This window comes from Mycobacterium sp. 852002-51057_SCH5723018, assembly GCF_001667035.1.
Classification (GTDB): domain Bacteria; phylum Actinomycetota; class Actinomycetes; order Mycobacteriales; family Mycobacteriaceae; genus Mycobacterium.
The window spans coordinates 31,465-51,640 of record NZ_LZIR01000006.1 but is presented as its reverse complement, the minus strand read 5'-3'; the positions used below and the strand labels follow the sequence as shown (position 1 = coordinate 51,640).

Genomic DNA, 20,176 nt, shown 5'->3' with positions numbered 1-20,176 from the left:
CCAGGCATTTCTAGCCTGCCTAGTTGCGAATCCCGTTCAGGTACAGCATGTATCGCACGTCATCCGGGAAATCATCTGCGGCTGGCGTGGGCCGGCCGACGATGCGGAAAAGATCAGCGATGGTGTTGTTCCGCGTTATCCATCCACGCTCCGCCAGATACACCGCCGGATCGTGGCGTAAGTCGTCAAATGTCAGGCCGCGCAGATCGAGGTCGGGATCGTGCTTGGACCACGAGTCATGAAAGTCGTTAAGCACTCCACCAACTGCGCCGGGCAGCCGGATGTCGACATGATCGGCCACGATCCGGCTGCCGGGCGCGCTGAGTTCTGAGATTTCGTCGAGGATTGCGTCTTGCACTTTTGCCGATAGATAGCCGACGAGGAGACCCTCCACAATCCACACCGTCGGCTCAGTCTCGTCAAACCCCGCATCCCGGAGCGCAGTGGGCCAATCGTGGCGGAGATCAATGCCTACGCAGCGGTGGCGAGCCGTAGAGCTACAACCACGGTCAGCCAAGGTGCGCTGCTTCCATTCGATTACTGCGGGTTGATCTACTTCGTAGATCGTCATGGAGGGAGGCCACTCGAGGCGGTACGCACGGCAATCCAGTCCCGAGGCCGGGATCACAGCTTGTCGAATGCCTAGCCGGCATGCTTCGCCGGTGAACTCATCGAACGCTTTTCCGCGAATACCGAAATACCTCGGAACCCAATCAGCTCCGAGGTCGGCGAAACTGGTTACACCGTCGACTATTTGCGTGAATAGCTTCAGCCCGACCGCCCGGACCAACTCTTCCGCAAGTGTGTCGTTGATCAGCGGGTCGGGCCCGCGGCTAGCGATGGCGCGCGCGGTGGCTACCATTGTGGCGGTTGCGCCGACGCTCCTGCTGAGGTCCCAGCTGTCGTCGTTTGTACGGATCACACGGACTCCTTCCGACTGGCGACCGAGGCCGCTAAGTTGACTCCATTAATGGACTATTGCTGCATCGCGTCTGTGCCTAGTGGCCAGTTGTGGCTCGCAGGATGATCAGGGTCACGACCAACACGACGAGCAGCGCAGCCGGGGCGGCGCCGCCAACGTCACCAACTCGAATGTGGGCGACGATTGAGCCAATCATCAACAGCACCAGACCGATTGACACCGCAAGTCCGAGGGCTGGCACCGCTAGTCCGGCGGCAAGCCCGAGGCACGCGGTCACTTCGAGCAATCCGATCGAAGACCATAACCGCCCGTCGAGCGCAATTGCTCTCGCATGTGCAATGACCGAGGGGCGGCGACGAGCTTGACGGCGCCGGCGCCTAGGAACATCAACGCCAACAAGACAGTGAGAGTGGCGATGGCGATCTGCACAAGGATCCTCTTGACGGTCATTTCTAGCGTTGCCTACCAACAACATTGCTTGAGGCGAACCGGTCAAAACAGCCCCACGCCTCCTGGTAGCGACGCGGCCAGGATCATCGACCGATGGCTCCTCGCTCTTTGCGCGGCGACGCACCACAATCCCACACGGAGAGCAGCGTGTCGAACTCCGCGAGGTACCGCTCGCTGGCCTCCCGCCGCTGGGGCGTGTTGACATCGGTTGTTGCCAAGAGTATTTCGAGCGGCACACGAGTTGACGCAGGTTCCGTAGTTGCGCTGAGTTGGGTACTTTGGACCACGTGGCGGGTCAAATTCTTGAAGTTAGGGTTCGGGCCGTCGCTTCTGCCGACGCCGTTGAGTGCGGACGCATTTGCTATAAGGCCTTGCATCGATCGCTAACCCGCGACTGCGAGTCCACCCTTTGGCCAGTATCTCCGCGCCCGCCTCCGCATGCCCACAAGCTATGACTGTGGGGCAGTTCACCATGCCGGGTCGGCGAAATATCCTGTACTGTAGTCGAAGTCGCGTCCTGCCGGGCAAGAGGACATAGTCCCCGGGCGTCGAGCGCAATATCGAAAACCAGCTCAAGCGCGCGACGCTCTCGCCGAACGGAGCGGTGGTAATCGGAAGGCTGAGTTGATGACGCATGTGCTGACGCTGCCCGAGGCGACGACCGCTGCGGCCGGGCAGGTAGCAGAAATTGGTTCGACGATCAGCTCGGCCAGCACCAGCGCGGCGCGGGCAACTACCGGTCTGGCGGCCGCGGCCCAAGACGAAGTGTCGGCGATGACCGCGGCGCTGTTCAGCTCCTACGCCCAGGACTTTCAGCTGCTCCTGCAGCACGCCGGCGCATTTCATCAGGAATTCGCTCAGCTGATGGCCGCGGCCGGCAGCACCTACTCGCACGCCGAGGCCGATGCTGCAGCCGCGCTAGGGCTGACCACCCCGGCCGGGAGCGCGGTGACCGGCGGTGCGGTGAGCACCGCAGTGAACTCGGCAGGAACGAAAGCGGCCGGTCAGGCTGTCGACGCCATTTTGATCATGAGCTCAAGCGGCTTCCCGACGCCGCAGCAGGCCTACCTGCAGGATGTCTTCAGCCGCTATTTGTCGAACTTCGTCAGCGCTACCGGGTTGACTCCGGTGTCGACGCCCGAGGGCCTTTACCCGTTCACCGGTGTCAAAGACCTGACGCTGGACATATCGCTGGCCCGCGGTGTCACGCAACTGAATAACGCCATCATGCAGGCCATCTCCCCCGGGGGCACTGGTTCGATCGCGGTGTTGGGCTACTCGCAGAGCGCGATCATCGCATCGCTGGAAATGCCGAAACTCCTTGTCGAGGGCTACAACCCAGGGCAAGTCTTCTTCACTCTGCTCGGCGACCCGAGCAACCCCAACGGCGGCCTGCTCGCGCGTTTCCCCGGCCTGAGCCTGCCGAGTCTGGGCTTAACGGCCGGCATCGCGACTCCAAGCAATGACTTCGCGACCACCATTTTCACCCTGGAATACGACGGCTTCGCCGACTTCCCGCAGTATCCGATCGATGTGTTCTCTGATCTGAACGCGCTCGCCGGCATCCTATTCGTCCACGGAAACTATCCCTTTCTCACTGCCGGACAGCTAGCTTCAGCAATAACGTTGCCGCAGTCGGGAGCGCCGTCGATGACGACCTACGAACTAATTCCCACCCAGAACCTGCCGCTGCTGGAACCGCTGCGGGCGATCCCGTTCATCGGCAACCCGCTCGCAGACCTGGTCCAGCCGGACCTGAGGTATCTGGTCAACTGGGGCTACGGCAACCCCGCCTTCGGCTATTCGACCGGGCCGGCCGATGTGACGACCCCGTTTGGCTTCTTGCCGCCGCTGAGCGCGACCACCGCGTTGGGACCTGATTTGATCAGCGGGGCCCAGCAAGGCATCAGTGCCTTCGCCAGCGACATGTTCAGTCAAGGACTTCCGTCGCCACCCGCGGTGTCGCTATCGAGCATCATCGACGCGCTGACCGGTGGGGGGTCATCCGGCCCGCTGACCCTGCCGAGTCCCGCTTCCATTCCGTCCACGGTCACCGGAATCATCTCGGGCATCCAGGCGGCGAACAGCACCATCGCCGGGGGGCTGGTCAACACAGTCGCGACCGCCTACTCGACGTTGCTCCCGACCGCGGATATCGCGACTGCTGTCGCGGTGTCAATCCCGTCTTATGACGTAAACCTGTTTTTGAGCGGCATCACCCAAGCGGTCAACGGCCAACCGATTCAAGGACTGATCAATGCGATCGGCAATCCAATCGCAGCAGACGTTGGATTGGCCACGATCGGAGGCGGTTTCGAACTCATAGCCATCGCCAATTCACTGCAAACGATCTTCACGGGAGTGCCGAATCCGAATCCAATAGGTGATTGATGATTGCCGGTCAGGCGCACTCGTCGAGAGCAGAAACCGCAGGACGCGAGAAGTCCGCCCGCGGACCGTAGCATCCGATCATTTAGTGAGCGGAGCCGCCTCCGCCAGGTCCAGCCGTGCCATCCAAACACAGCAGGCGTTGAAAGACTGACTTTGACTGCTGTCATGGAAACAGGCGATGAGCCGATGATCGAGGTGATCGACAAGGGGTCATGCAGCCGCGCGCACCCCGTACCAATAGTTTTCGTCCACGGCGCATGGTGTGGCGCGTGGTGTTGAACAACTTCGTCGACTTTTCTGCAGCTCTGCACCGTTGGCGGCTTCGTCGTGCAGCGCTACCTCGAGAGCGGCAGCGCTGCGGCCGCTGTGCGCCCCCACGCACTCGATCAGCACGACGCCGCCCGGCTTTGACAGGTCTCGAGCGCGCTAATCAACGCCCGAATCTAGCTTCGCGGCGGCGCGTCTGCCGTCGGAGGTTCCGGCGGGTCGAGCAGCGCGGCGGAAACCTGCTGGGTCAGCCATTGTGCGGCGTCGTCCCAGGACCATCGGCGGTCCGCGACAAGGATGTGCCATGCCTCACGACCGAGGTAGAACCAGAGAATGTCGGTCGCCTGCCATTCGGTCACGCCGGCTTTGAGCCGGCCTAGCGATCCCAGCCGGCGGGTGACCTGTCCCAGCGCTTCCCTGTACACGTCGTCGGACCGCACAAGAATCTGGGTGGCGGTTGCATCCACTGCGGCAGCGGTTTTCATAATCTGCACGATGGCGTGGTACCGCTCGTTGTCGGTGCGCACGCCTTGAGCCGTCAACTCGATGACCTCTTCGCCGGAGCGGCTCGCGGCCATCGCGTTTAGCGTTTGTTCGACGACGGGGTCGCCCATCGCCTCGTCGATCAACGTGGAGAGGATCGCGGCCTTGCCGCCCGTGCTGGCATAGACGGTAGGCAACGCCACCGATGCCCCGTCGGCGATATCGGCGACGGTGACCTGGCCGTAGCCACGCTCAACGAATAACCGCATGGCGGTGTCGAGGATCGTTCGGCGCGTGTCGGCCGCCGCCTGAGCCCGCACGCTCGAGCGATACGGCCGTGGTTGATTCGTTGCGCCACTGCGGTTTCCGGGCATCGCGTTATCGCTAGCCGGCGAACACGGGCAAGTCGATCCCGACGGCCGCGTTTTCCTCGGGGCTGCCGAGCCAGTAGCCATACCTCGCGGCAATCTCGACGAACCGTGCCAGTTCCTGCGCGCTCGGTGGATTGACCGCATCGGCGACGGGGCGCCCAACCTCCCGAAAAAACTGCCCCAGTCGAGCCGTGGTGACGATGAGGTCGACGGCAGGCTCGGCGGCGACGTTGCGGTGTGCGTGTGGCATCCCGCCCGGTATCTGCACGTAGTCCCCGGCGCAGACATCGACCCATGTCGGCCCTTGCGCATCCTGCAAAAGAACCTGCTGAGTGCCCGACAGGATGAAAAAACCTTCGTAATCGTCGTGGCTGTGCAGCGGCACCGCCACCCCCGGCGGCACCACCGCCCGCATCACGCATACGTCGCCATCCTCGTCGGCGTTGGTCAGGAACTCGAAGGTGGGCCCGAAGACCTCGAGTATCTCGCTTCCGGTGGTTTCGGCCAGGCGGGCGAAGAGGCCGGACGGGCCCTGTGCTGACGGCATGGAGACAACCTTTCAGATTAAGACGATACCCCTGTTAATTATTATGTGGACCCTATATTGAATCGAAGGTGTATGTAAACAGATCCGCTCACTACGTCAAGGTCGTCGACCGACGGAGCGCTCGGCGGAGCGCCCGTACAGCTGGCTGAGGGCGTGCTAACCCTTACGCAGCGGCGCCGGGTTCCAAAGACCGCTGCGTCTTGCGGTTCCCAACTGCAGGCGGGCGGGCTGCGCGTCGGCGTAGTACGGGGTCAAGCGTTGCAGCGAGCCCCAGTCGCGGGACCAGTCGTCCTTCAGATACGTCGCCATGGTGGTCGCCTTCACCAGCAACTCGGTGACACCCAGTGGGCCGCCGCCATTGTTGTCCATCACCGGTGAGTTCGCTTCGGCGCCGAATCGGTCGGGCAGGATGCGCCACTTCGGTGTCTCGTCGACGCCGTTCTGATGCCCGAACGGGCGCTGGCACGGGAACGCCAAGCCGACCAGCCAGTCCAGGAACACCGGGTCCCTGGAGCCGACCAAGTCCTGCAGGGTGCGCAGCTGCGGAATTCGGGGGGGTGTCAACGCGATCCAGTGCTGCGGCGCCAGATCCTCGTCGTCGGCGACCAAGCGGATCTGGGTGGCGGAGCTGGGGATGGCCGACAGCGGCAACCGCAGGTTGCGCCACGCCGGCGAGGCGCCGACATCGGCCAGCTGGAACGACCCGCCGGGGTGTCCGGCGGCCGCCTCGTCGTCGGTGGCCCACTGCACCTGAACCTCGCGGGGGTCGAAGCGCCCTGCGGCGCTCACGACCAGCAGCGGCTTCGCCTTGTCTCGCGACGGCAATCGGTACCAGCCCGACCGCAGATGGGCGGGCACCTGGATGCCGGATCGCCAGCTGCCGAGCACTGGTGTGCGGGCCGGATCGAGGTTGTAGGGCAGCTGGGCGGCCGAACCGTTGATTCCCGGAGCCGGGGTGGTGCCTCCCTCGGTGCCGGCCTCGGCGCCGGTGGTCAACCTATCTTCATTGACGAAGCTTCGGTCGCCCGGACGTTCCATCACCGGGTCGGCGCGGACGTCGGCGGGAATCCCGTTGGGCGTGAAGGCTTCCGACAATCCCGCCCCCAGCGCGTCGCCCACCGAACCGCTGACCGGCGACAGCAGGCCGGCATTGGGGTCTGGCTCCACGAGCACGTCCTCGGCGAGCCCGCAGGTCTTCCCGGTCCCCAAAAGGGGCATAGCCTCGAGGTTGGACCGGCCCACCGACCACGCCGGGTACTGGTCCGTCATCGCCAGGGTCAACGATGCCACCTCGAAAACGACCAGCGCCCACGCCGCAATCGCCAAGGGGGACTGCACTATTCCGGCAGCCCGCGCGCCATAGAGGGTCCTGGGCGGCCCGTTATCCGTCGAGACGAAGTGGAACCACGCCGCCAGCAGCAGCACCACCACGGTCAGCCCCAGCAGCGCGGTGGCGAAGCCGTAGTGCCACTGTGGGAATGAATTCGACCATGGCACACCGAAATTCGACACGTACCACCAGCCGTTGACGCTGGCGAACGACAACGCCACCAGGAACAGCACCACCGCGGCGAACATGGTTCGGTTGCGTCTCGACCGCATCGCCACGGAGGTCACCGCGACCGCGGCCAGCGCGCCGAGTGATCCGGCCAGCCCGGCGAACACCCCGAAGTGGTGGGTCCACTTGGTGGGAGTCCACATCATCGCGAGGAACGAGATGATGGTGATCCCGACGATGCGGCGGCTGGGTCCGGCTGCCGTGCCCGGAATCCGGCCCTTGCGCAACGACATTGCGACCGTTATCCCGAGAGCCAGCAGCAGCGCCAGCACGGCGAAGCGGCGGGCGACCGACCCGTCGGGGCTGGCCATGAACAGCCGCTCGTAGCGGGTGTGTTCGTCGAACCAGCTCAGGCTGGGCCCGACGGCGCGCTTGAGCATGCTGGCTTGGGCCTCACCGGCCAGGGTCTGGTCGCGGAAGATCAGGATGGCTGTGACGGTGGCCGCGGCCAACATGGGCGCGACCAGTGGCAGCGCGCCGAACTGTTTGGAGCGGCGGTGCAGGATGGTCCGCAACGGCCCGACCGCGACCAGCAGCGCACCGATCGAGGCGATGCCCGTCGGCCCGGAGAACAGCGTCAGCGCGCCGATGATGCAGGCGATCGCCACCGGCAGCAGCCGGCTGGTGGCTACCGCGCGTTCCACCGAACACCAGGTGAGCAGGATGCCCAGCGCGATGATCGGCTCGGGCCGCAGGCCGTTGTCCAGCGGCAGCCACACGGCCAGGAACATGCCCGCCGCGGTCCAGGCCGCGGCGCGGCTGCGCTTGACGGCGTGACCCAGGCGCGGCATGACTTCCCGGCTGATCACCCACCAGCACGTCAGCGCCATCACCAGGGTGGGCAGCCGCATCCAGATGCTGGTGGTGCTGACGTGCGCCCACACCGCCAGCAGGTCGTAGTACCAGCCGAACGGGGCCTCGGGCGTGCCGAACCAGCGGTAGTAGTTGGCCATGTAGCCGGCGTGCTCGGACACCCGCGCCATGGTCAGGATGTAGCCGTCGTCGGAGGTGTTGGCGCCGACGAAATGCCACCACACCAGCACCGCGATGACGAGGGCGTCCAGGGCTCCGACCGACCACCACCGCGACGGCAGGAAGCGGCGGTGCCGGGTGCGGTCGGCGGTGTCGAGGATGTGCAGCGCGACCAGGGCGGCGGCGGTCAGCACCACCCCGAGGATCATCGCGGCCATCTTCAGCGGCGTGGGGCTGCTGCTGTAGCGAGTGTCGACGGTCGCCGAGAAGCTCAACCCCGGCGGCGCAGGACCCGACAGGTCCGTGAACACGCCGACGATCTGTGGCCGGAAATCGTAGCCGCTCTTCTCGCCGCGCAGCGGCGCGCCGGGATGCTCGGCGTTGGGTCCCTGTGTCAGTCCGACGAATTCTGCGGTCACGCGGTCGGCGTGCGCGGTGAAGGTCAACCGCTGACATGCCGGGCTGAGCACCTCGCTCAGCGGGGCGGTCACCACCGCGACATTGCGCACGACCAGGACCAGGTAGTCGTTGGCGCGCTGGATGAGCAGCCCGCGGTCGACGGCCTTCGGGGCCTGCTTGGGCACCGTCGACAGCAGGACTGTCTTGCCGGAGTTCTGCGGTCCGGCCAGCCCGGCGGCAGCCTGGCAAGGCACGCTGATGTTCAGATCGGTGGCCACATACCCGATCAGCGGCGCGTCGACGCTGCCGAACGTGGCGTTCTGCGGCCAGTTCAATTGGGCCGTGCTCTGGTTGACCGGTAGCACCGGCGTGGCGATCGCCAGCAGGGCGCCGAGCAGACCGGCGACGATAGCAACCACCCGAGCGATCCGGTAGTTGCCTCCCGCGTCGTTCACGGGGGTAGATGGTAGTTCTTCGACCAAGTCAGCCGAGGTTTCGGTGGCCATCAGCGGGCGCCCCCCGGCTTGCGGATGGCCAGCACGAAGGGGCCGATGGTGTCGACGGCGAAACGGGGATCGTCGAACAGCGCGGCCGGCAGCTCCACGGTGTAGCGGCGAACGTTGGGCTGATTGGGGTAGACGTCCTGGGCCAATCGCAGCGTGTAGTTGCTGTTCGCGCCGCGGCGCATGAGAAATACGGTCGGCGGCGGCCAGGGCGAGGCGTCCAGCGCATGGATGAGCTCGTCGGCGGTCTTGAGCTTGGACCACTTCTCGATCTGGGCGGCGCGCAGGTCGAACTGGGCCAGCGGGTTGGCGTAGTGCGACGTCAGCCCCTGAAATCCCCAGTAGGGGTAGTAGGACAGGAAGCTGTAGTCGGCGGTCATCACCACGATCTGATCGCGCGGCTTGCCGGTCACGTGCAGGATGGCGGCGTCGATGACGGGGTAGAACTTCTCCGAGCTGGGCGGCCGGCGGTCGCCGCGCTGGCCATGGCCGTCGGTGTCGGTGTAGGCGATGGTGAGATCCGGCCGCAGCACGTCGGGAATGTCTTGGCTGAACGCGATCGCCGCGGCCAGCCCGAGGGCGCCGGCCACCGGGGCTATTGCGCGGCCACGCGCGGCCAGCGCTTGGGTGGCCTCGATGAAGCCGAACGCGCCGGCGGTCACCAGCAGCACGGTCAGCGTCGGCTGCAGCCGGAACGACAGCAGCGTGGTGCGTGCCAGCGTGGTCAGCATCGACAGCAGCGACCACAGGTAGACGGACAGCACGCCGATGGCCAGGGCGCCGGCTCGCACCGACGACGTCGCGCGGAGCACCAGCCACAGGGTGCCCAGCAGGCAGATCGCGCCCAGCAGGGAGAACTGCAGCATCGGGAACGTCAGCTCGGCGCCGTCCGCGGGCAGGTAGTGAAAGGCGCTACCACTGTTGCTGACCGGACTGCTCGCCACACGCAACACGAACGGCAGCCAGGTGGTGCTCGCGATGGCCGCGGCGATGACGGCGATGACGGCCAGCCGGCGCAGCGGATCCAAAGCGGCCTTGAACCCGTCGCGCCGCCACCGTGAACCGGCTAACAGCAGCGCCATCACTGCCATGGTGAACGCGGTGAAGCCGAACAGCAGCGTGTACCAGGTGGCCGCGAAGCCGAGGAACAGCCCGCCACCGATCACCGCGGCCCAACCGCGACGTTCGCCCCCGCGCAGTCCCGACCAGGTCAGCACGAGCACCGGCGGCAACAGCACGGTGATCATCGCGGAGTAGGGCTCGGGTGAGCTGTAGGCCAGCATCGCGGCGGCCGTCGCGGTGGTGACGATCAGCGCGTACTCGAAGCGGATCATCCGCCACCACAGCACCAGCGCGACGGCGACCGCGATGGTGATCGAGGTGATGGCCCACGGCTTGTAGATCTCCCAGGCCGGTGTTCCGGTCAGCGCCGCGACGCGACCGCCGATCCAAAACCAGCCGGGCGGGTAGAACGATGGCAGCCCGAGGTAGGTCATGTCGTGCAGGGCCGGGCTGTCGGCGAGCCGGGTCACGTATTCGGTGCGGAACTGTTGGTCGACGGAGATGCCGAACAGGTAGAGCTTGGTGGCACCCAGCGGCATGCCCAGCGTCACGACGGCGAAGGCGGAGACGAAGACCAGCCCGCCCAGCTGCGCCAGGATCCGGCGGCGGCCCCGTTCCCGGCTCCTGCGCCACAGCCACCCAACGGCCACCAGCCCGGCCAGGCAGGCGACCTGCCCGACGGTGGTCAGTGCGTGCAGCTGGTTGGACGACGGGAAGGCCGGCCATTGCACGCCGGCGATCGCGATCAGCGACACCGCCGCGACGACGATGGCCACCGCCACCGCCGCGACCATCTGGCCCAGTGTGGCCAGTGCGTTACGCATGTTCAGATTGGCAGCTTGCGGAAGATGCTCCGCGGGATGTGTCGCAACACCATCATCACATAACGGAATGCTGCTGGCGCCCAAACCAATTCCTTACCTTTTGCGGACGCGGTCACCGCGAGGTTGGCGACGTACTCCTTGTCGACGGTGAGGGGAGCCTCCTTGATGTGCGCGCTCATCCGGGTACGCACCTGGCCGGGCCGGATGACCAGGACGCGAACTCCGGACTCGCGCAACGCTTCTCCCAAACCGAGGTAGAACCCGTCCAGGCCGGCTTTAGTGGAGCCGTAGACGAAGTTGGACCGCCGCACCCGCTCACCGGCCACCGTGCTCATCGCGATGATCTGACCAAAGCCCTGCGCTCGCATCTTCTCCGCCAAGAGCACTCCCACTGAAACCGCTGCGGTGTAATTGATTTCGGCGGCCATCACGGCTTTGCGCTGGTTTTGCCACAGCTCTTCGGCGTCCCCGAGGATGCCGAAGGCGACGATGGCCACGTCAATGTCGTTGCTGGCACCCCCGGCATTGAACGCCTCGTCGATCATCTTCGGGTGGCTGTCGGTGTCGAGGGCTTCGAAGTCGATCAGCTCAACCGAGCGTGCGCCGGCGGCCTTCATCTGGGCTACGGCGTCGTCGCGACCCGGGTCATCGGGCATGGCGGCCAACAGGATCCGCGCGTGCGCGTTTTGCAGATAGCGCTCGCAGATGGCCAGCCCGATCTCGGACGTGCCGCCGAGCAGCAGGATGGTCTGCGGGTTTCCCACGGCGTCGAGCACCATTTAGAGCAGCTCCAGTCGTCGGGCCATGTCGGAGACGAACACCCCCAAAGGGTCGACGTTGCGGCGCACGGCGATCCACTCGTCGATGCGCGGGTACATGGCGTGGAAGGTCTCGGCGCTGGTGCGCGAGTCCTTGGCGGTGTAGACCCGCCCCCCGAATTCCAGTACCCGGCGGTCGAGTTCGTTGAGGAACTCGTTGAGTCCCGGCTTGACGGGGAAGTCCACACAGACGTTCCAGCCCGGAATCGGAAAGCTCAGCGGCGCCTGGTTGCCCGGCCCGAACAGCTTGAACACGTTGAGAAACGAGTAGTGCCCGGATTTCTGGATGTCGCGGATGATGCCTTTGAACTCCTCGACGGCGGTGGTAGGCACGACGAATTGGTACTGGCCGAAACCGGCCGAGCCGTAGGCGCGGTTCCACTCGCCGAGCATGTCCAGCGGGTGGTAGAACTGCGTCAGGTTCTGGACCTTGCCGCGATACGTTCCGGATTTGCGGTACCAGAGCTCCCCGATGGGCGCGAAGGTGTACTTGTTGGCCAGCCCGTTCGGAAAGATGTCGGGAAGCGTAAGCACTTGCGGCGCCTCGAATTTCAGGGGATTGCGCTGCAGCTTCTTCGGCAGCTGGTCGACGGTCGCCAGCGAGCCGCGCGATATCGCCGCGCGGCCCAGTTTGGGCGGCGCGCTGATCGCATCGAACCAGGCGCTGGAATAGGTGTAGTCGGCTTCGCTGCCGTCGCTGTGAAAGGCGATGGTTTCGTCGAGGCTTGCGGTGACGTCGCCGTCGGCGATGAAATACGCCGTCTCCGTAGGCGTCATCTCGATGGTGGCGCGCAGGATGATCCCGGTCAGGCCGTTGCCGCCGACCGTGGCCCAAAACAGCTCGGAGTCCTCGCCGGCCGGGGTGAGGTGGTGGATCTGGCCGTCGGCGGTCAGCAGATCCATGCTGCGCACGTGGTTTCCGAAGCTGCCCGCGCTGTGATGGTTTTTGCCGTGTATGTCGCACGCGATCGCGCCGCCGATGGTGACCTGGCGGGTGCCCGGCAGCACCGGCACCCACAGCCCGAACGGCAACGCCGCCTTCATCAGCTGGTCGAGGTTGACTCCCGCGTCGAGGTCGGCCAGCTTGGTCTCGGCGCTGATGGAGTGGATGCGGTTGAGCGGCGTCATGTCGATCACCAGGCCGCCGCCGTTTTGCGCGTTGTCCCCATACGAACGGCCCAGCCCGCGCGCGATCACGCCCCGCCCGCCGGCGTTGGCCACTGCCTTGGCGATTTGGTCGGGGTCCGGGGTGGAAAGCACCGTCGCCACGGAGGGCGCGGTGCGGCCCCAGCCGGTGAGCCGTTTGGTGGTGAACATCGTGACGAGGGTACCGCCTGCCCGGGTGGGCTTAGCGGATGCGGAAGATTACCGCTCGCTGCACGATGAAGTTGATTACCGTCGCGGTGCCCTGCGCGATCACGAACGCGACCGGTATCGCCCACCCGCGGTAGTGCAAAAGCGCGAGGCACAGGTGGTTGAGGCCGACCTGCACGGCGAATGTCACGCCGTAGAGAACCATGACCGCGATGAACCGGGCGGTGCTCGGTGGCGCCTGAAACGTCCATCGGCGATTGATCAAGTAGGCCGTGATCGTGCCGACCACGAAGCTGGTCGCCTTCGACAGGTCGACCTGCACGCCCACCAATTTGTAGAGCACCACATATAGGCCGAAGTCGACGATGCCGGCCATGCCGCCGGTGACGACGAAACGCCACACCTGCGTCGTCAGACTCAGTGGGGGGCGCGACGACGCGGCTTGAGACATGGCGGGGCCATTCTAACGGGGTCGACGGGGCCCCGGGTGCGTCAGCGGGGCGGCTTCACCGAGATCAGCTCGACCTGGTTCTCGCCTTGGGGCGTCGAGTAGGTCACCGTGTCGCCAGCCTTGTGGCCGGCAAGCGCCTGCGCCAGCGGGCTGCGTGCGGTCAGCGTCTCGGCCTCCCGGCCGGCGGGAGTTTCTTCGACGATGGAGATGACGTGCATCGTGACGACTTCGCCGTCGGGGAATCGCAGGGTCACCTCGGTGCCGCCCGGCAGCGCTTCGGAGTCCTCGTCGGGCGACGGGCCGGACCGCAACCGCCGGTCCAGTTCGTTGATCCGGTCGGCGAGGACGGCCAGTTCGTCAGCGCGCTGGATGGCCTCGGCGGCGTCGCCGTGATCGCCGATCATGCCGCGGTCGTTTTTGACCTCGACCTCCAGGCGATCCCGTCGCTGCCGTAGCCGGTCCAGCTCCGCGGCGAGGTTCTCCCGCGCCGCGTCTACCGGTGATTGGGCTTTTTTGCTCACGTCCTTCGACCCTGTCTGCCGCAACTGTGCTTTGTAGCGCTTCAGTGTTGCACCACGGCGAGGCAGCCGCCACCATATCCGCGGCCAGCCTCGTTGTTGTACACGTGCATACCCCGAGGGCGGCGATTTTATCCTCGTTTGCTGGCGCGGTCAGCGGCCGTGCTGGCCCGAGTTGGAGTTGGTGGCGAGCGGGCCGGCGGCTTCTTCGTCGTCGTAATACGCGTCGTCGCTTCGCAGCGCGTCGAAGATGGCCTTGCCCTGCGCGACCAGCCCGGTGGCCACCTGGCTGAGCCCCTCGGCGCCGTTGAGGATGGTCAGGTTGGAGCCGGAGAGGCCCCGCGCGGCCTTCTCGACGATTTGCGGCAGCTGGTCGATGAGCATCTTGTCCAAGGCCACCCGATTGTGCGACGCTGCCGCCTCGGCCTGGATCTTCATCTTCTCGGCGTCGGCGACGGCCATGATCCGGACGCGTTCGGCCTCGGCCTCGGAGGGCTTGACCACCTCGGCGACCAGCTCCTGCTGGCGCAGCTCGGCTGCGCGCTGGGCTAGTTCGGTCCTCATCTGCAGCACCTCGCGCTGGGACTGTGCCTCCGCCAGCGGTCCGGACTGAGCGGCTTGCGCCTGAGCCTTGTCGACCTCGGCCTTGTATTGCGCCTTGACAATCGCGGTCTCACGGGCGAATTCGGCTTGCTTGCGCTGTGATTCCTGCTCGGCTTCGGCGGCGGCCTGGTTCGCCCTCGCCTGGGCGATCTGCGCTTGCTGCTGGATGGCCGCGTTGTGCGGTGCCGACATCGCGTTGATGTAGCCGAGCCCGTCGTCGTCGATGGACTGGATTTGCAGGGCGTCGACGTTGAGCCCGATCCGGGCCATCTCCTCCTTGGAACCGTCGAGGACCTCGGTCGCCAGCTTCTGGCGTTCCCGGATGATCTGCTCGACGGTCATCGAGCCGATGATCGAGCGCAGGTGGCCGGCGAAGATTCGTCCGGTCAGCACCGACATCTGGTCCTGCTCGGACAGGAACCGTTGCCCGGCACTGATGATGCTTTCGGTGTCGTTGCCGACCTTGAACGCGATCACCGCGCGCACGTTGAGGGTGATGCCCTGCTGGGTGACGCACTTTTCGGCGACCTCGGCCTCGCACATGGCGAGCGTCAGGAACCGAACCTTGCGGAAAAACGGCATGATGAAGGCGCCATGCCCGGTCACGACGCGGAACGGGGCACTTCCTTTGGCCCGGGCGCCGGAGATCAGCATCGCTTCATCCGGGGCAGGCACCTTATAACCGAGCATGTTGGACTCCTTAGGGTTTCGCCGGTTCTATACCGGGGGAATTCGGTCGTCAATTCAGGTCGAACGAGGCCCTACCACGGCTCGACCACCACCGTCCGGGCGCTCCGAACCTCGACAACCAGCACCTGGGCGCCCTTCGGCAAGGGTTCGTCGGACCAAGCCAGGAAGGCCTCCTTCGACCCCCGCACCGTCACCAATACCTCGCCGGCCCCTCGGTCCCCGCGGGTTGCCACGGTCAGGGTTCCAACGCAGCCGATGGCCGAGGCGTCGCTCACGATCGCATACTCCTCCATCGGAGGTTTGTGCGCTATGCCCAGCCCGTGGCCGTTACCGGTCCCGCGGTGAGGGTGACCACGTTGTTGCGGCTCTCGCTTGCCTCGATCCGCGACACCCACACCCGGCCGCCGGTGGCCAGCGCAACGATGTGCTCGGCGGTCTCGAACACCCAGGCCGCCGACCCGTCCATGCTGGTGCTGTCCATGATCCGCAGGTCGACGACCCCGCGCTCGGCCAGCAGTTCGAACAGGTCACGCTGCGGGTCGTCTTCGGCGATCAGCGTGGTGTGGTCGAACTGGTAGCGCAGCGCCGCCCGGACCTCGTCGAGCGCGGCGCTGTCCACCACCGAGCCGGAGTCGGGTTCGGCGTCCGCGCAAGCGAATTCGATCTCGAACGTGCGCTCGCAGCCGTGCAGGAAGAAGCGCTTGCCGGGATTGGACCAGGAGCGATGGCAGCATGGCAGGTTCTCGAAGAGCTTGCGCGCGTGGAACCTTGCCGTGCGGCCGCTCGGTGCGTCCGCGCGGTGCATGGTGGCGAAGTAGACGTCGTCGTCGAAAGCTGTGTCATTCATGAGTGCAGCGTCGCGGCGGCGCCTTGACGGATCCTTGAAGGATTCTTGGCGCCGCTAGAAGGGCGGTGGCTCGTAGCTGGCGGCGATGCGCTCGGCACGCCGTGCCGCCTCTGCGGCGATGCGCTCTTCGTTGATGCCGCGCTCCCAGCTGATCCGGGCGGCGCGCTCTTGGGCTCGAGTTCGTCGACGGACCGGCATCATGAGTCCGCGGTTTTCTCCCGGCGGCGGGTCGGTGGGCAGCACCAGTGCTCCCGTAGGGGCGGCTAGTACTGGAAACAACAGGCACCCACCAGGTTTCGTAACGTATTGACGTCCCGAGGGTGACGTCCACAACACGGTGCCGTCGGGTTCCTGACGATCCCGCCACCCATCTGAGCCGACGTAGAAGGTCTTGAGCAGATGGTGGTAGCGGCAGAGCAGTTTGAGATTCGACGGATGGGTGGGGCCCAGCGGAAACGGCACGGTGTGGTCGATGTCGCAGTGCTCGGCCGGCTCGTCGCACCCGGGGAAGCGGCACGTCAGATCGCGAAACCGGACGAATTCGGTCAGCGGCGTCGACGGCCGGTAGCCAGATTCCGCTACGCCCGGTGGGATCCACAGGGGCTTGGTCTTGGCCAGCGCGGTCAGCTCACGGACTAATGCTGCGGGCAATGGGCCATATCCGGATAGATAGCCGGGAGCTTGTGAATCGCCGTTGACGGCGGCCTGCTCGGCGAGCACGTGGATCACGAAGTTAGTGCTCTGCGGGCGTTGTGGCGCAGCACATTCCGATCTGGTGCACTGGCACCCCAGCACCTCGGCCCCGAAAGCCAGCGCACCCAGGGCATCCGCGCGACGCTGGGCTTTGGTACGCGGATCCTCCTGGCACACCGTGGCGGCCAGCGCATCGAGCTTGTGCTCGAGGGCGGCCCCGTCGGTGGCATGCAGCTGCGCCCACACCCCGGCCAGTCCCGCATCGGTGCACCCGATTTCGACGTACCGATTCTCGTTGCGGGGGCCCGGTACCCGCACACCAGTTGGGTCGAAGCGCGCGACCCACATGTCAATACGCTCGGCGGCCTTGGGTCCCGACAACCGCATCCACTTCGCGGCATGGCGAGCCACCGCGGCATCGATCCTGGCGATTAACTCGTCATCGTCGACGTTTTCGGTGCGAGTCACCAGTGCCGCCACAAGGCGGAAGTCAATATCGCCGCGGGCAAACACCTCCGCCACGCGCGGCAGCCGCTCACGTAAGGCGATCGCGTGCCGCAACCGCCCGCGGGCTCGACCACGGCTGATTCGTAGCGCCGCGGCGACCTCGGCGACGACGTTCTCATGCCCGTCGACGGCCCAACTGAACCGCTCGGCATCATCGTCCGGCGCTCGGCGTGCATACAGCTCACCGATGGCCGCCAGCTCGCGGGCGCACGACATGTTTTGTGCGCGGCCGGCATCGGTGATGGCGTCCACCACGAGCGCATCGGCCAATCCATCGAACATGTGTTCGATTCTAATGGCGCCCGCCGACACGCGACGACCGCTCGAGGCGGGATAACCGGCTACGAAAAGGCGCCCTGCATTGGCATATCCCGAACGGGGAATACTGCTGACATTTGGCGGAGATGCGCCTCATTGAAATCCATTTATTGAAGTGCGGCGCTGGTGGTCGCGAGCCTACGATCACTCAGTGGTCGGCGGGGCGTAATGCGGGTGGGTGCTTTAGGAAGGTAATTGGCGATGGTATTTGCGATGGAGCCAGCTGCGGTGGCGGCTTCCGCGGCTGACCAGGCGGCATTGGCCGCGCAGACGGGTGCGGGTGCGGCCGCGGGCGCGGCGACGTTGATGGGAGCCATGCCGATGGGCGCGGACGCTGATTCGGCGGCCTTCGCCGCGGCGCTGGCGGCGGTGGGTGCGGCGTATATGGTGACTGCGGGCGAGCATGCGGCGGCGCGGGAATTGTTTTCTGACGCCCAGTCGTCAGCTGGAGCGATCACGGTGGCCAGTGAGGCGATGCGCGCGGCGGCCATGTCGCTGTAGCAGTTGAGGGGACCTCGTGGCGCATCCGTGGCCGACGTTTAGTCCGGAGGCCAACTACACGGCGTTGATGTCGGGGGCTGGTCCGGCTTCAACGTTGGCCTATGCCGAGACGTTGGGTGCCCACGCCGCGAACTTGCAAACGGTGGTAGCGGCCTCCGCAGCGACCGGCACGGCAACCTATGGCGCCAATTGGCAGGGGGCTTCTGCCGCGGCCTCGGCCACCACGCAGACTGCGCTGGACACCCAGCATGAACTGCTGATCGCGGCGTTGTTGGAGAAGGCGCCGCATGTGGCGGCGGCGGCCGCTGCGCACCAGACGGCGTTAGCGTCGATGGTGACTGCCGAGCAGGCGCTGGCTAATCGGATAGGGGAGCACGCTGCGGAGCAGATCAACCTGATCACGTTGGGTGCGTTGACCCCGCGGATCGCGGCGTTGAACCTGCAGTACTACGGCCATATGTGGCCGCGCAATGCCGCCGCGGGCGCAGCCTATGGGGTGGCGTTGCGCGCGAGTACCGCGGCGATCATGCTTCCGTTTCCGCCAGCAGTGGCTGGGGCGTCGCCAGTAGCGCCGGCTGTTGCTGCGGCGGCGTTGGCCGAAAACGCGGCCATGAGCGCGGCCGGGGCGACGATGCAGGCCAGCGAGCAAGCCCTGCAAGCGGCGATAACGCCGGCCGCAGCAGCAACGCAGACGGGTGCAGCCGCGATGCGGGAGGCGGCCCCGTTGGCGGCTACACAAACCCCTGCCCGGACGGTGACCGGCGCCTCGCAAGCGCCAACCGGAATGTTCACCAGGCTCCCGCAGGCCGGGGCGGTTGCCGCGCCGACAGCGGCCACACCCGGCGGCCAGGGGTTAGCCTCATCCCAGGTTGACCAGGCATTGATCTCGCGGGCCGAAACCCTAACCCCGCCAACCGGATCGGCACCGGGGCCAGGTGGTGTCGCCAGCGGTTATCCGGGCGCGGGATTCACCAGCTATGTTCGGCCGACCGGCGACGGTTTCACTCCGCCACCCGCCGAGCAGGCCAGCAGCGCGCGCCCCGGCATGCTCAACGCCGCCGAGCTGCGTGGCCCGGTCACTACCGCCCCTCTGACTACTACCGGCTCGACGGCTGCTCAGCCGCTGGCCTACGTCCACCCCGAACCACCACGTCCCACCGTCTCCTCCACGCCATCGCCACCACGCCAGCTAGACCTCGGCGACACCGCCCACACTCTGAACCTCCCGCCGCCGCCGCCACGTTCACCGACATCGCCACCGCCGGCGTCGCCACCAGCTCTACCGCCAAGCGGCGTGACTGACGTGCCCGCCACACCGCTGAACGAAATGCGAGACCCAACCGGCACCGGCGAAGGCGGAGAAGGCGGGATCGAACAATTTGAGGGCGGTCCGCCTGGCGGAGCTTTCAGCGGTGGTGGAGGAGGCTTCGGCGGGGGCGGCAATCCCGGTCGCGGGGGCGGCGGCTCGACAACAGGTGGCGGCACTCCGGGCGGGGGACTCAAAGGCGGCGGCCCTGAACCACCCAGGGCCGGAACCGAACCGCCGAAGGGTGAACCGGCCGAACCACCATCTCCTGCGCCGGAACCATCCCCACCGCAGGGAATCAACGGATTTACAGACCATGGAAGAGAGCAGATAAACAATCGGGATGGTCATGGCGTCAACGACCGAGCCCTACAGGATGCCGTTGATCACCCAACTATGGCGCCCCTATACGAGACAGACGAAGCAGGACGCGGGGCTTGGCTGTACTACGGCAAAGACGCAACAGTGATTTTGAACAAGGACGGTCAAGTGGTCACCGCCTGGGCACGAGGCCGTGATGGATGGAGACACTAGTGGGTAAATTTCTCGACGCCATCCCGCCACAACACCGCGCGGTGATTGTGGAGGAGCTCGCACACCGGGATGCTGGGCTTCTCGCTGAAGTCGGCGAGGTCCAAGAGCCGACGGCAACGCAGCTTCAGGCCGTCGAGCATGTGCTTGCCACCGCGGTGATTAAGAGCTTGGGGTCCGATTACACCCCGAACGAACACGGATTGGCGGTTGAACGGGCGATCGAGTCCCTCCTTGAGGTGTGGCCGATCAGCCGGTGAGGTACTCCGAAGCGCACCGGATTGGTATGTGGCTGACGTCGTCATCGTGCTGCGGTGGAGAGAATGTGCG

Annotated in this window: 18 protein-coding genes and 1 pseudogene; 5 read left to right on the top strand and 14 right to left on the bottom strand. The window is 65.8% G+C overall.

All coding sequences use genetic code 11. The features are described 5' to 3' along the window. Window positions 1-19: 19 nt before the first annotated feature. A complete protein-coding gene (locus A5764_RS02115) occupies window positions 20-922 on the bottom strand; it encodes an SAM-dependent methyltransferase (RefSeq protein WP_067107801.1) in 903 nt (300 codons plus the stop codon). A 76-nt stretch (window positions 923-998) separates the two neighbouring features. Continuing rightward, window positions 999-1,397: a DoxX family protein gene (locus A5764_RS29960; RefSeq protein WP_156664453.1), complete on the bottom strand. Its 399-nt coding sequence runs from the start codon at window positions 1,395-1,397 to the stop codon at window positions 999-1,001. 602 nt (window positions 1,398-1,999) lie between these two features. Here A5764_RS29960 and A5764_RS02105 point away from each other — a divergent pair. Both A5764_RS02105 and A5764_RS29155 read left to right on the top strand, forming a co-directional pair. Next, window positions 2,000-3,763 carry a PE-PPE domain-containing protein gene (locus A5764_RS02105; RefSeq protein ID WP_067107798.1) on the top strand — a complete coding sequence of 588 codons (1,764 nt, stop codon included), beginning with the start codon at window positions 2,000-2,002 and terminating at the stop codon, window positions 3,761-3,763. Between the two features lie 186 nt (window positions 3,764-3,949). After that, a pseudogene (locus A5764_RS29155) lies at window positions 3,950-4,039 on the top strand (alpha/beta hydrolase); the annotation flags it as partial. A gap of 167 nt (window positions 4,040-4,206) precedes the next feature. Here the strand turns inward: A5764_RS29155 and A5764_RS02100 are convergent. The 12 genes from A5764_RS02100 to A5764_RS02045 form a co-directional block, all read right to left on the bottom strand. Further along, a complete protein-coding gene (locus A5764_RS02100) occupies window positions 4,207-4,833 on the bottom strand; it encodes a TetR/AcrR family transcriptional regulator (protein ID WP_197501172.1) in 627 nt (208 codons plus the stop codon). A gap of 64 nt (window positions 4,834-4,897) precedes the next feature. Beyond that, window positions 4,898-5,431, bottom strand: coding sequence for a cupin domain-containing protein (locus A5764_RS02095; RefSeq protein ID WP_067107793.1), 534 nt, complete (start codon window positions 5,429-5,431; stop codon window positions 4,898-4,900). Between the two features lie 156 nt (window positions 5,432-5,587). Beyond that, window positions 5,588-8,866 carry an arabinosyltransferase domain-containing protein gene (locus tag A5764_RS02090; protein ID WP_067107791.1) on the bottom strand — a complete coding sequence of 1,093 codons (3,279 nt, stop codon included), beginning with the start codon at window positions 8,864-8,866 and terminating at the stop codon, window positions 5,588-5,590. Next, window positions 8,866-10,749 (bottom strand): galactan 5-O-arabinofuranosyltransferase, encoded by a 1,884-nt coding sequence (locus tag A5764_RS02085; protein ID WP_067107788.1) that lies wholly within the window; start codon window positions 10,747-10,749, stop codon window positions 8,866-8,868. The genes A5764_RS02090 and A5764_RS02085 overlap by 1 nt, the downstream gene beginning before the upstream one ends. A 2-nt stretch (window positions 10,750-10,751) precedes the next feature. Then, a complete protein-coding gene (locus tag A5764_RS02080; RefSeq protein ID WP_067107786.1) occupies window positions 10,752-11,528 on the bottom strand; it encodes a decaprenylphospho-beta-D-erythro-pentofuranosid-2-ulose 2-reductase in 777 nt (258 codons plus the stop codon). Continuing rightward, window positions 11,529-12,884, bottom strand: a complete 1,356-nt coding sequence (locus A5764_RS02075) for an FAD-binding oxidoreductase (protein WP_067107782.1) — start codon at window positions 12,882-12,884, stop codon at window positions 11,529-11,531. It abuts the gene before it with no gap. Window positions 12,885-12,915: 31 nt separating this feature from the next. Beyond that, the gene (locus tag A5764_RS02070; protein ID WP_067107780.1) at window positions 12,916-13,332 is read right to left on the bottom strand and encodes a GtrA family protein; all 417 of its coding nucleotides are present in this window, start codon (window positions 13,330-13,332) and stop codon (window positions 12,916-12,918) included. A gap of 41 nt (window positions 13,333-13,373) precedes the next feature. Next, a complete protein-coding gene (locus A5764_RS02065; protein WP_067107777.1) occupies window positions 13,374-13,853 on the bottom strand; it encodes a GreA/GreB family elongation factor in 480 nt (159 codons plus the stop codon). A gap of 150 nt (window positions 13,854-14,003) precedes the next feature. Beyond that, entirely contained in the window at window positions 14,004-15,143 is a 1,140-nt protein-coding gene (locus tag A5764_RS02060) for a flotillin family protein (protein WP_067107774.1), read from the bottom strand. 71 nt (window positions 15,144-15,214) lie between these two features. After that, on the bottom strand, window positions 15,215-15,418 hold the full coding sequence (locus tag A5764_RS02055; protein WP_082951422.1) for a hypothetical protein: 204 nt from the start codon (window positions 15,416-15,418) through the stop codon (window positions 15,215-15,217). Window positions 15,419-15,450: 32 nt separating this feature from the next. Next, complete coding sequence (locus tag A5764_RS02050) at window positions 15,451-15,990, bottom strand: 6-carboxytetrahydropterin synthase (protein WP_082951414.1); 540 nt, start codon at window positions 15,988-15,990, stop codon at window positions 15,451-15,453. A gap of 54 nt (window positions 15,991-16,044) precedes the next feature. Next, a complete protein-coding gene (locus A5764_RS02045; RefSeq protein ID WP_067107768.1) occupies window positions 16,045-17,472 on the bottom strand; it encodes an HNH endonuclease signature motif containing protein in 1,428 nt (475 codons plus the stop codon). A gap of 237 nt (window positions 17,473-17,709) precedes the next feature. Here A5764_RS02045 and A5764_RS02040 point away from each other — a divergent pair, with 237 nt between their 5' ends. Genes A5764_RS02040 through A5764_RS02035 form a run of 3 tightly spaced genes read left to right on the top strand, consistent with a single transcriptional unit; the run spans window position 17,710 to window position 20,106 of the window. After that, window positions 17,710-18,009 carry a PE domain-containing protein gene (locus tag A5764_RS02040; protein WP_067107765.1) on the top strand — a complete coding sequence of 100 codons (300 nt, stop codon included), beginning with the start codon at window positions 17,710-17,712 and terminating at the stop codon, window positions 18,007-18,009. Between the two features lie 16 nt (window positions 18,010-18,025). Further along, on the top strand, window positions 18,026-19,849 hold the full coding sequence (locus A5764_RS29795) for a PPE domain-containing protein (RefSeq protein WP_082951413.1): 1,824 nt from the start codon (window positions 18,026-18,028) through the stop codon (window positions 19,847-19,849). Further along, window positions 19,837-20,106, top strand: a complete 270-nt coding sequence (locus tag A5764_RS02035; RefSeq protein ID WP_067107762.1) for a hypothetical protein — start codon at window positions 19,837-19,839, stop codon at window positions 20,104-20,106. The genes A5764_RS29795 and A5764_RS02035 overlap by 13 nt, the downstream gene beginning before the upstream one ends. Window positions 20,107-20,176: the final 70 nt, after the last annotated feature.

What these genes read in the sequence shown, in the direction of transcription:
- A5764_RS29960 (WP_156664453.1), bottom strand. Translation starts at nt 1,397, where the DNA reads ATGTTGTTGGTAGGCAACGCTAGAAATGACCGTCAAGAGGATCCTTGT.
- A5764_RS02105 (WP_067107798.1), top strand. Translation starts at nt 2,000, where the DNA reads ATGACGCATGTGCTGACGCTGCCCGAGGCGACGACCGCTGCGGCCGGG.
- A5764_RS02095 (WP_067107793.1), bottom strand. Translation starts at nt 5,431, where the DNA reads ATGCCGTCAGCACAGGGCCCGTCCGGCCTCTTCGCCCGCCTGGCCGAA.
- A5764_RS02090 (WP_067107791.1), bottom strand. Translation starts at nt 8,866, where the DNA reads ATGGCCACCGAAACCTCGGCTGACTTGGTCGAAGAACTACCATCTACC.
- A5764_RS02085 (WP_067107788.1), bottom strand. Translation starts at nt 10,749, where the DNA reads ATGCGTAACGCACTGGCCACACTGGGCCAGATGGTCGCGGCGGTGGCG.
- A5764_RS02080 (WP_067107786.1), bottom strand. Translation starts at nt 11,528, where the DNA reads ATGGTGCTCGACGCCGTGGGAAACCCGCAGACCATCCTGCTGCTCGGC.
- A5764_RS02075 (WP_067107782.1), bottom strand. Translation starts at nt 12,884, where the DNA reads ATGTTCACCACCAAACGGCTCACCGGCTGGGGCCGCACCGCGCCCTCC.
- A5764_RS02070 (WP_067107780.1), bottom strand. Translation starts at nt 13,332, where the DNA reads ATGTCTCAAGCCGCGTCGTCGCGCCCCCCACTGAGTCTGACGACGCAG.
- A5764_RS02060 (WP_067107774.1), bottom strand. Translation starts at nt 15,143, where the DNA reads ATGCTCGGTTATAAGGTGCCTGCCCCGGATGAAGCGATGCTGATCTCC.
- A5764_RS02050 (WP_082951414.1), bottom strand. Translation starts at nt 15,990, where the DNA reads ATGAATGACACAGCTTTCGACGACGACGTCTACTTCGCCACCATGCAC.
- A5764_RS02045 (WP_067107768.1), bottom strand. Translation starts at nt 17,472, where the DNA reads ATGTTCGATGGATTGGCCGATGCGCTCGTGGTGGACGCCATCACCGAT.
- A5764_RS02040 (WP_067107765.1), top strand. Translation starts at nt 17,710, where the DNA reads ATGGTATTTGCGATGGAGCCAGCTGCGGTGGCGGCTTCCGCGGCTGAC.
- A5764_RS02035 (WP_067107762.1), top strand. Translation starts at nt 19,837, where the DNA reads ATGGAGACACTAGTGGGTAAATTTCTCGACGCCATCCCGCCACAACAC.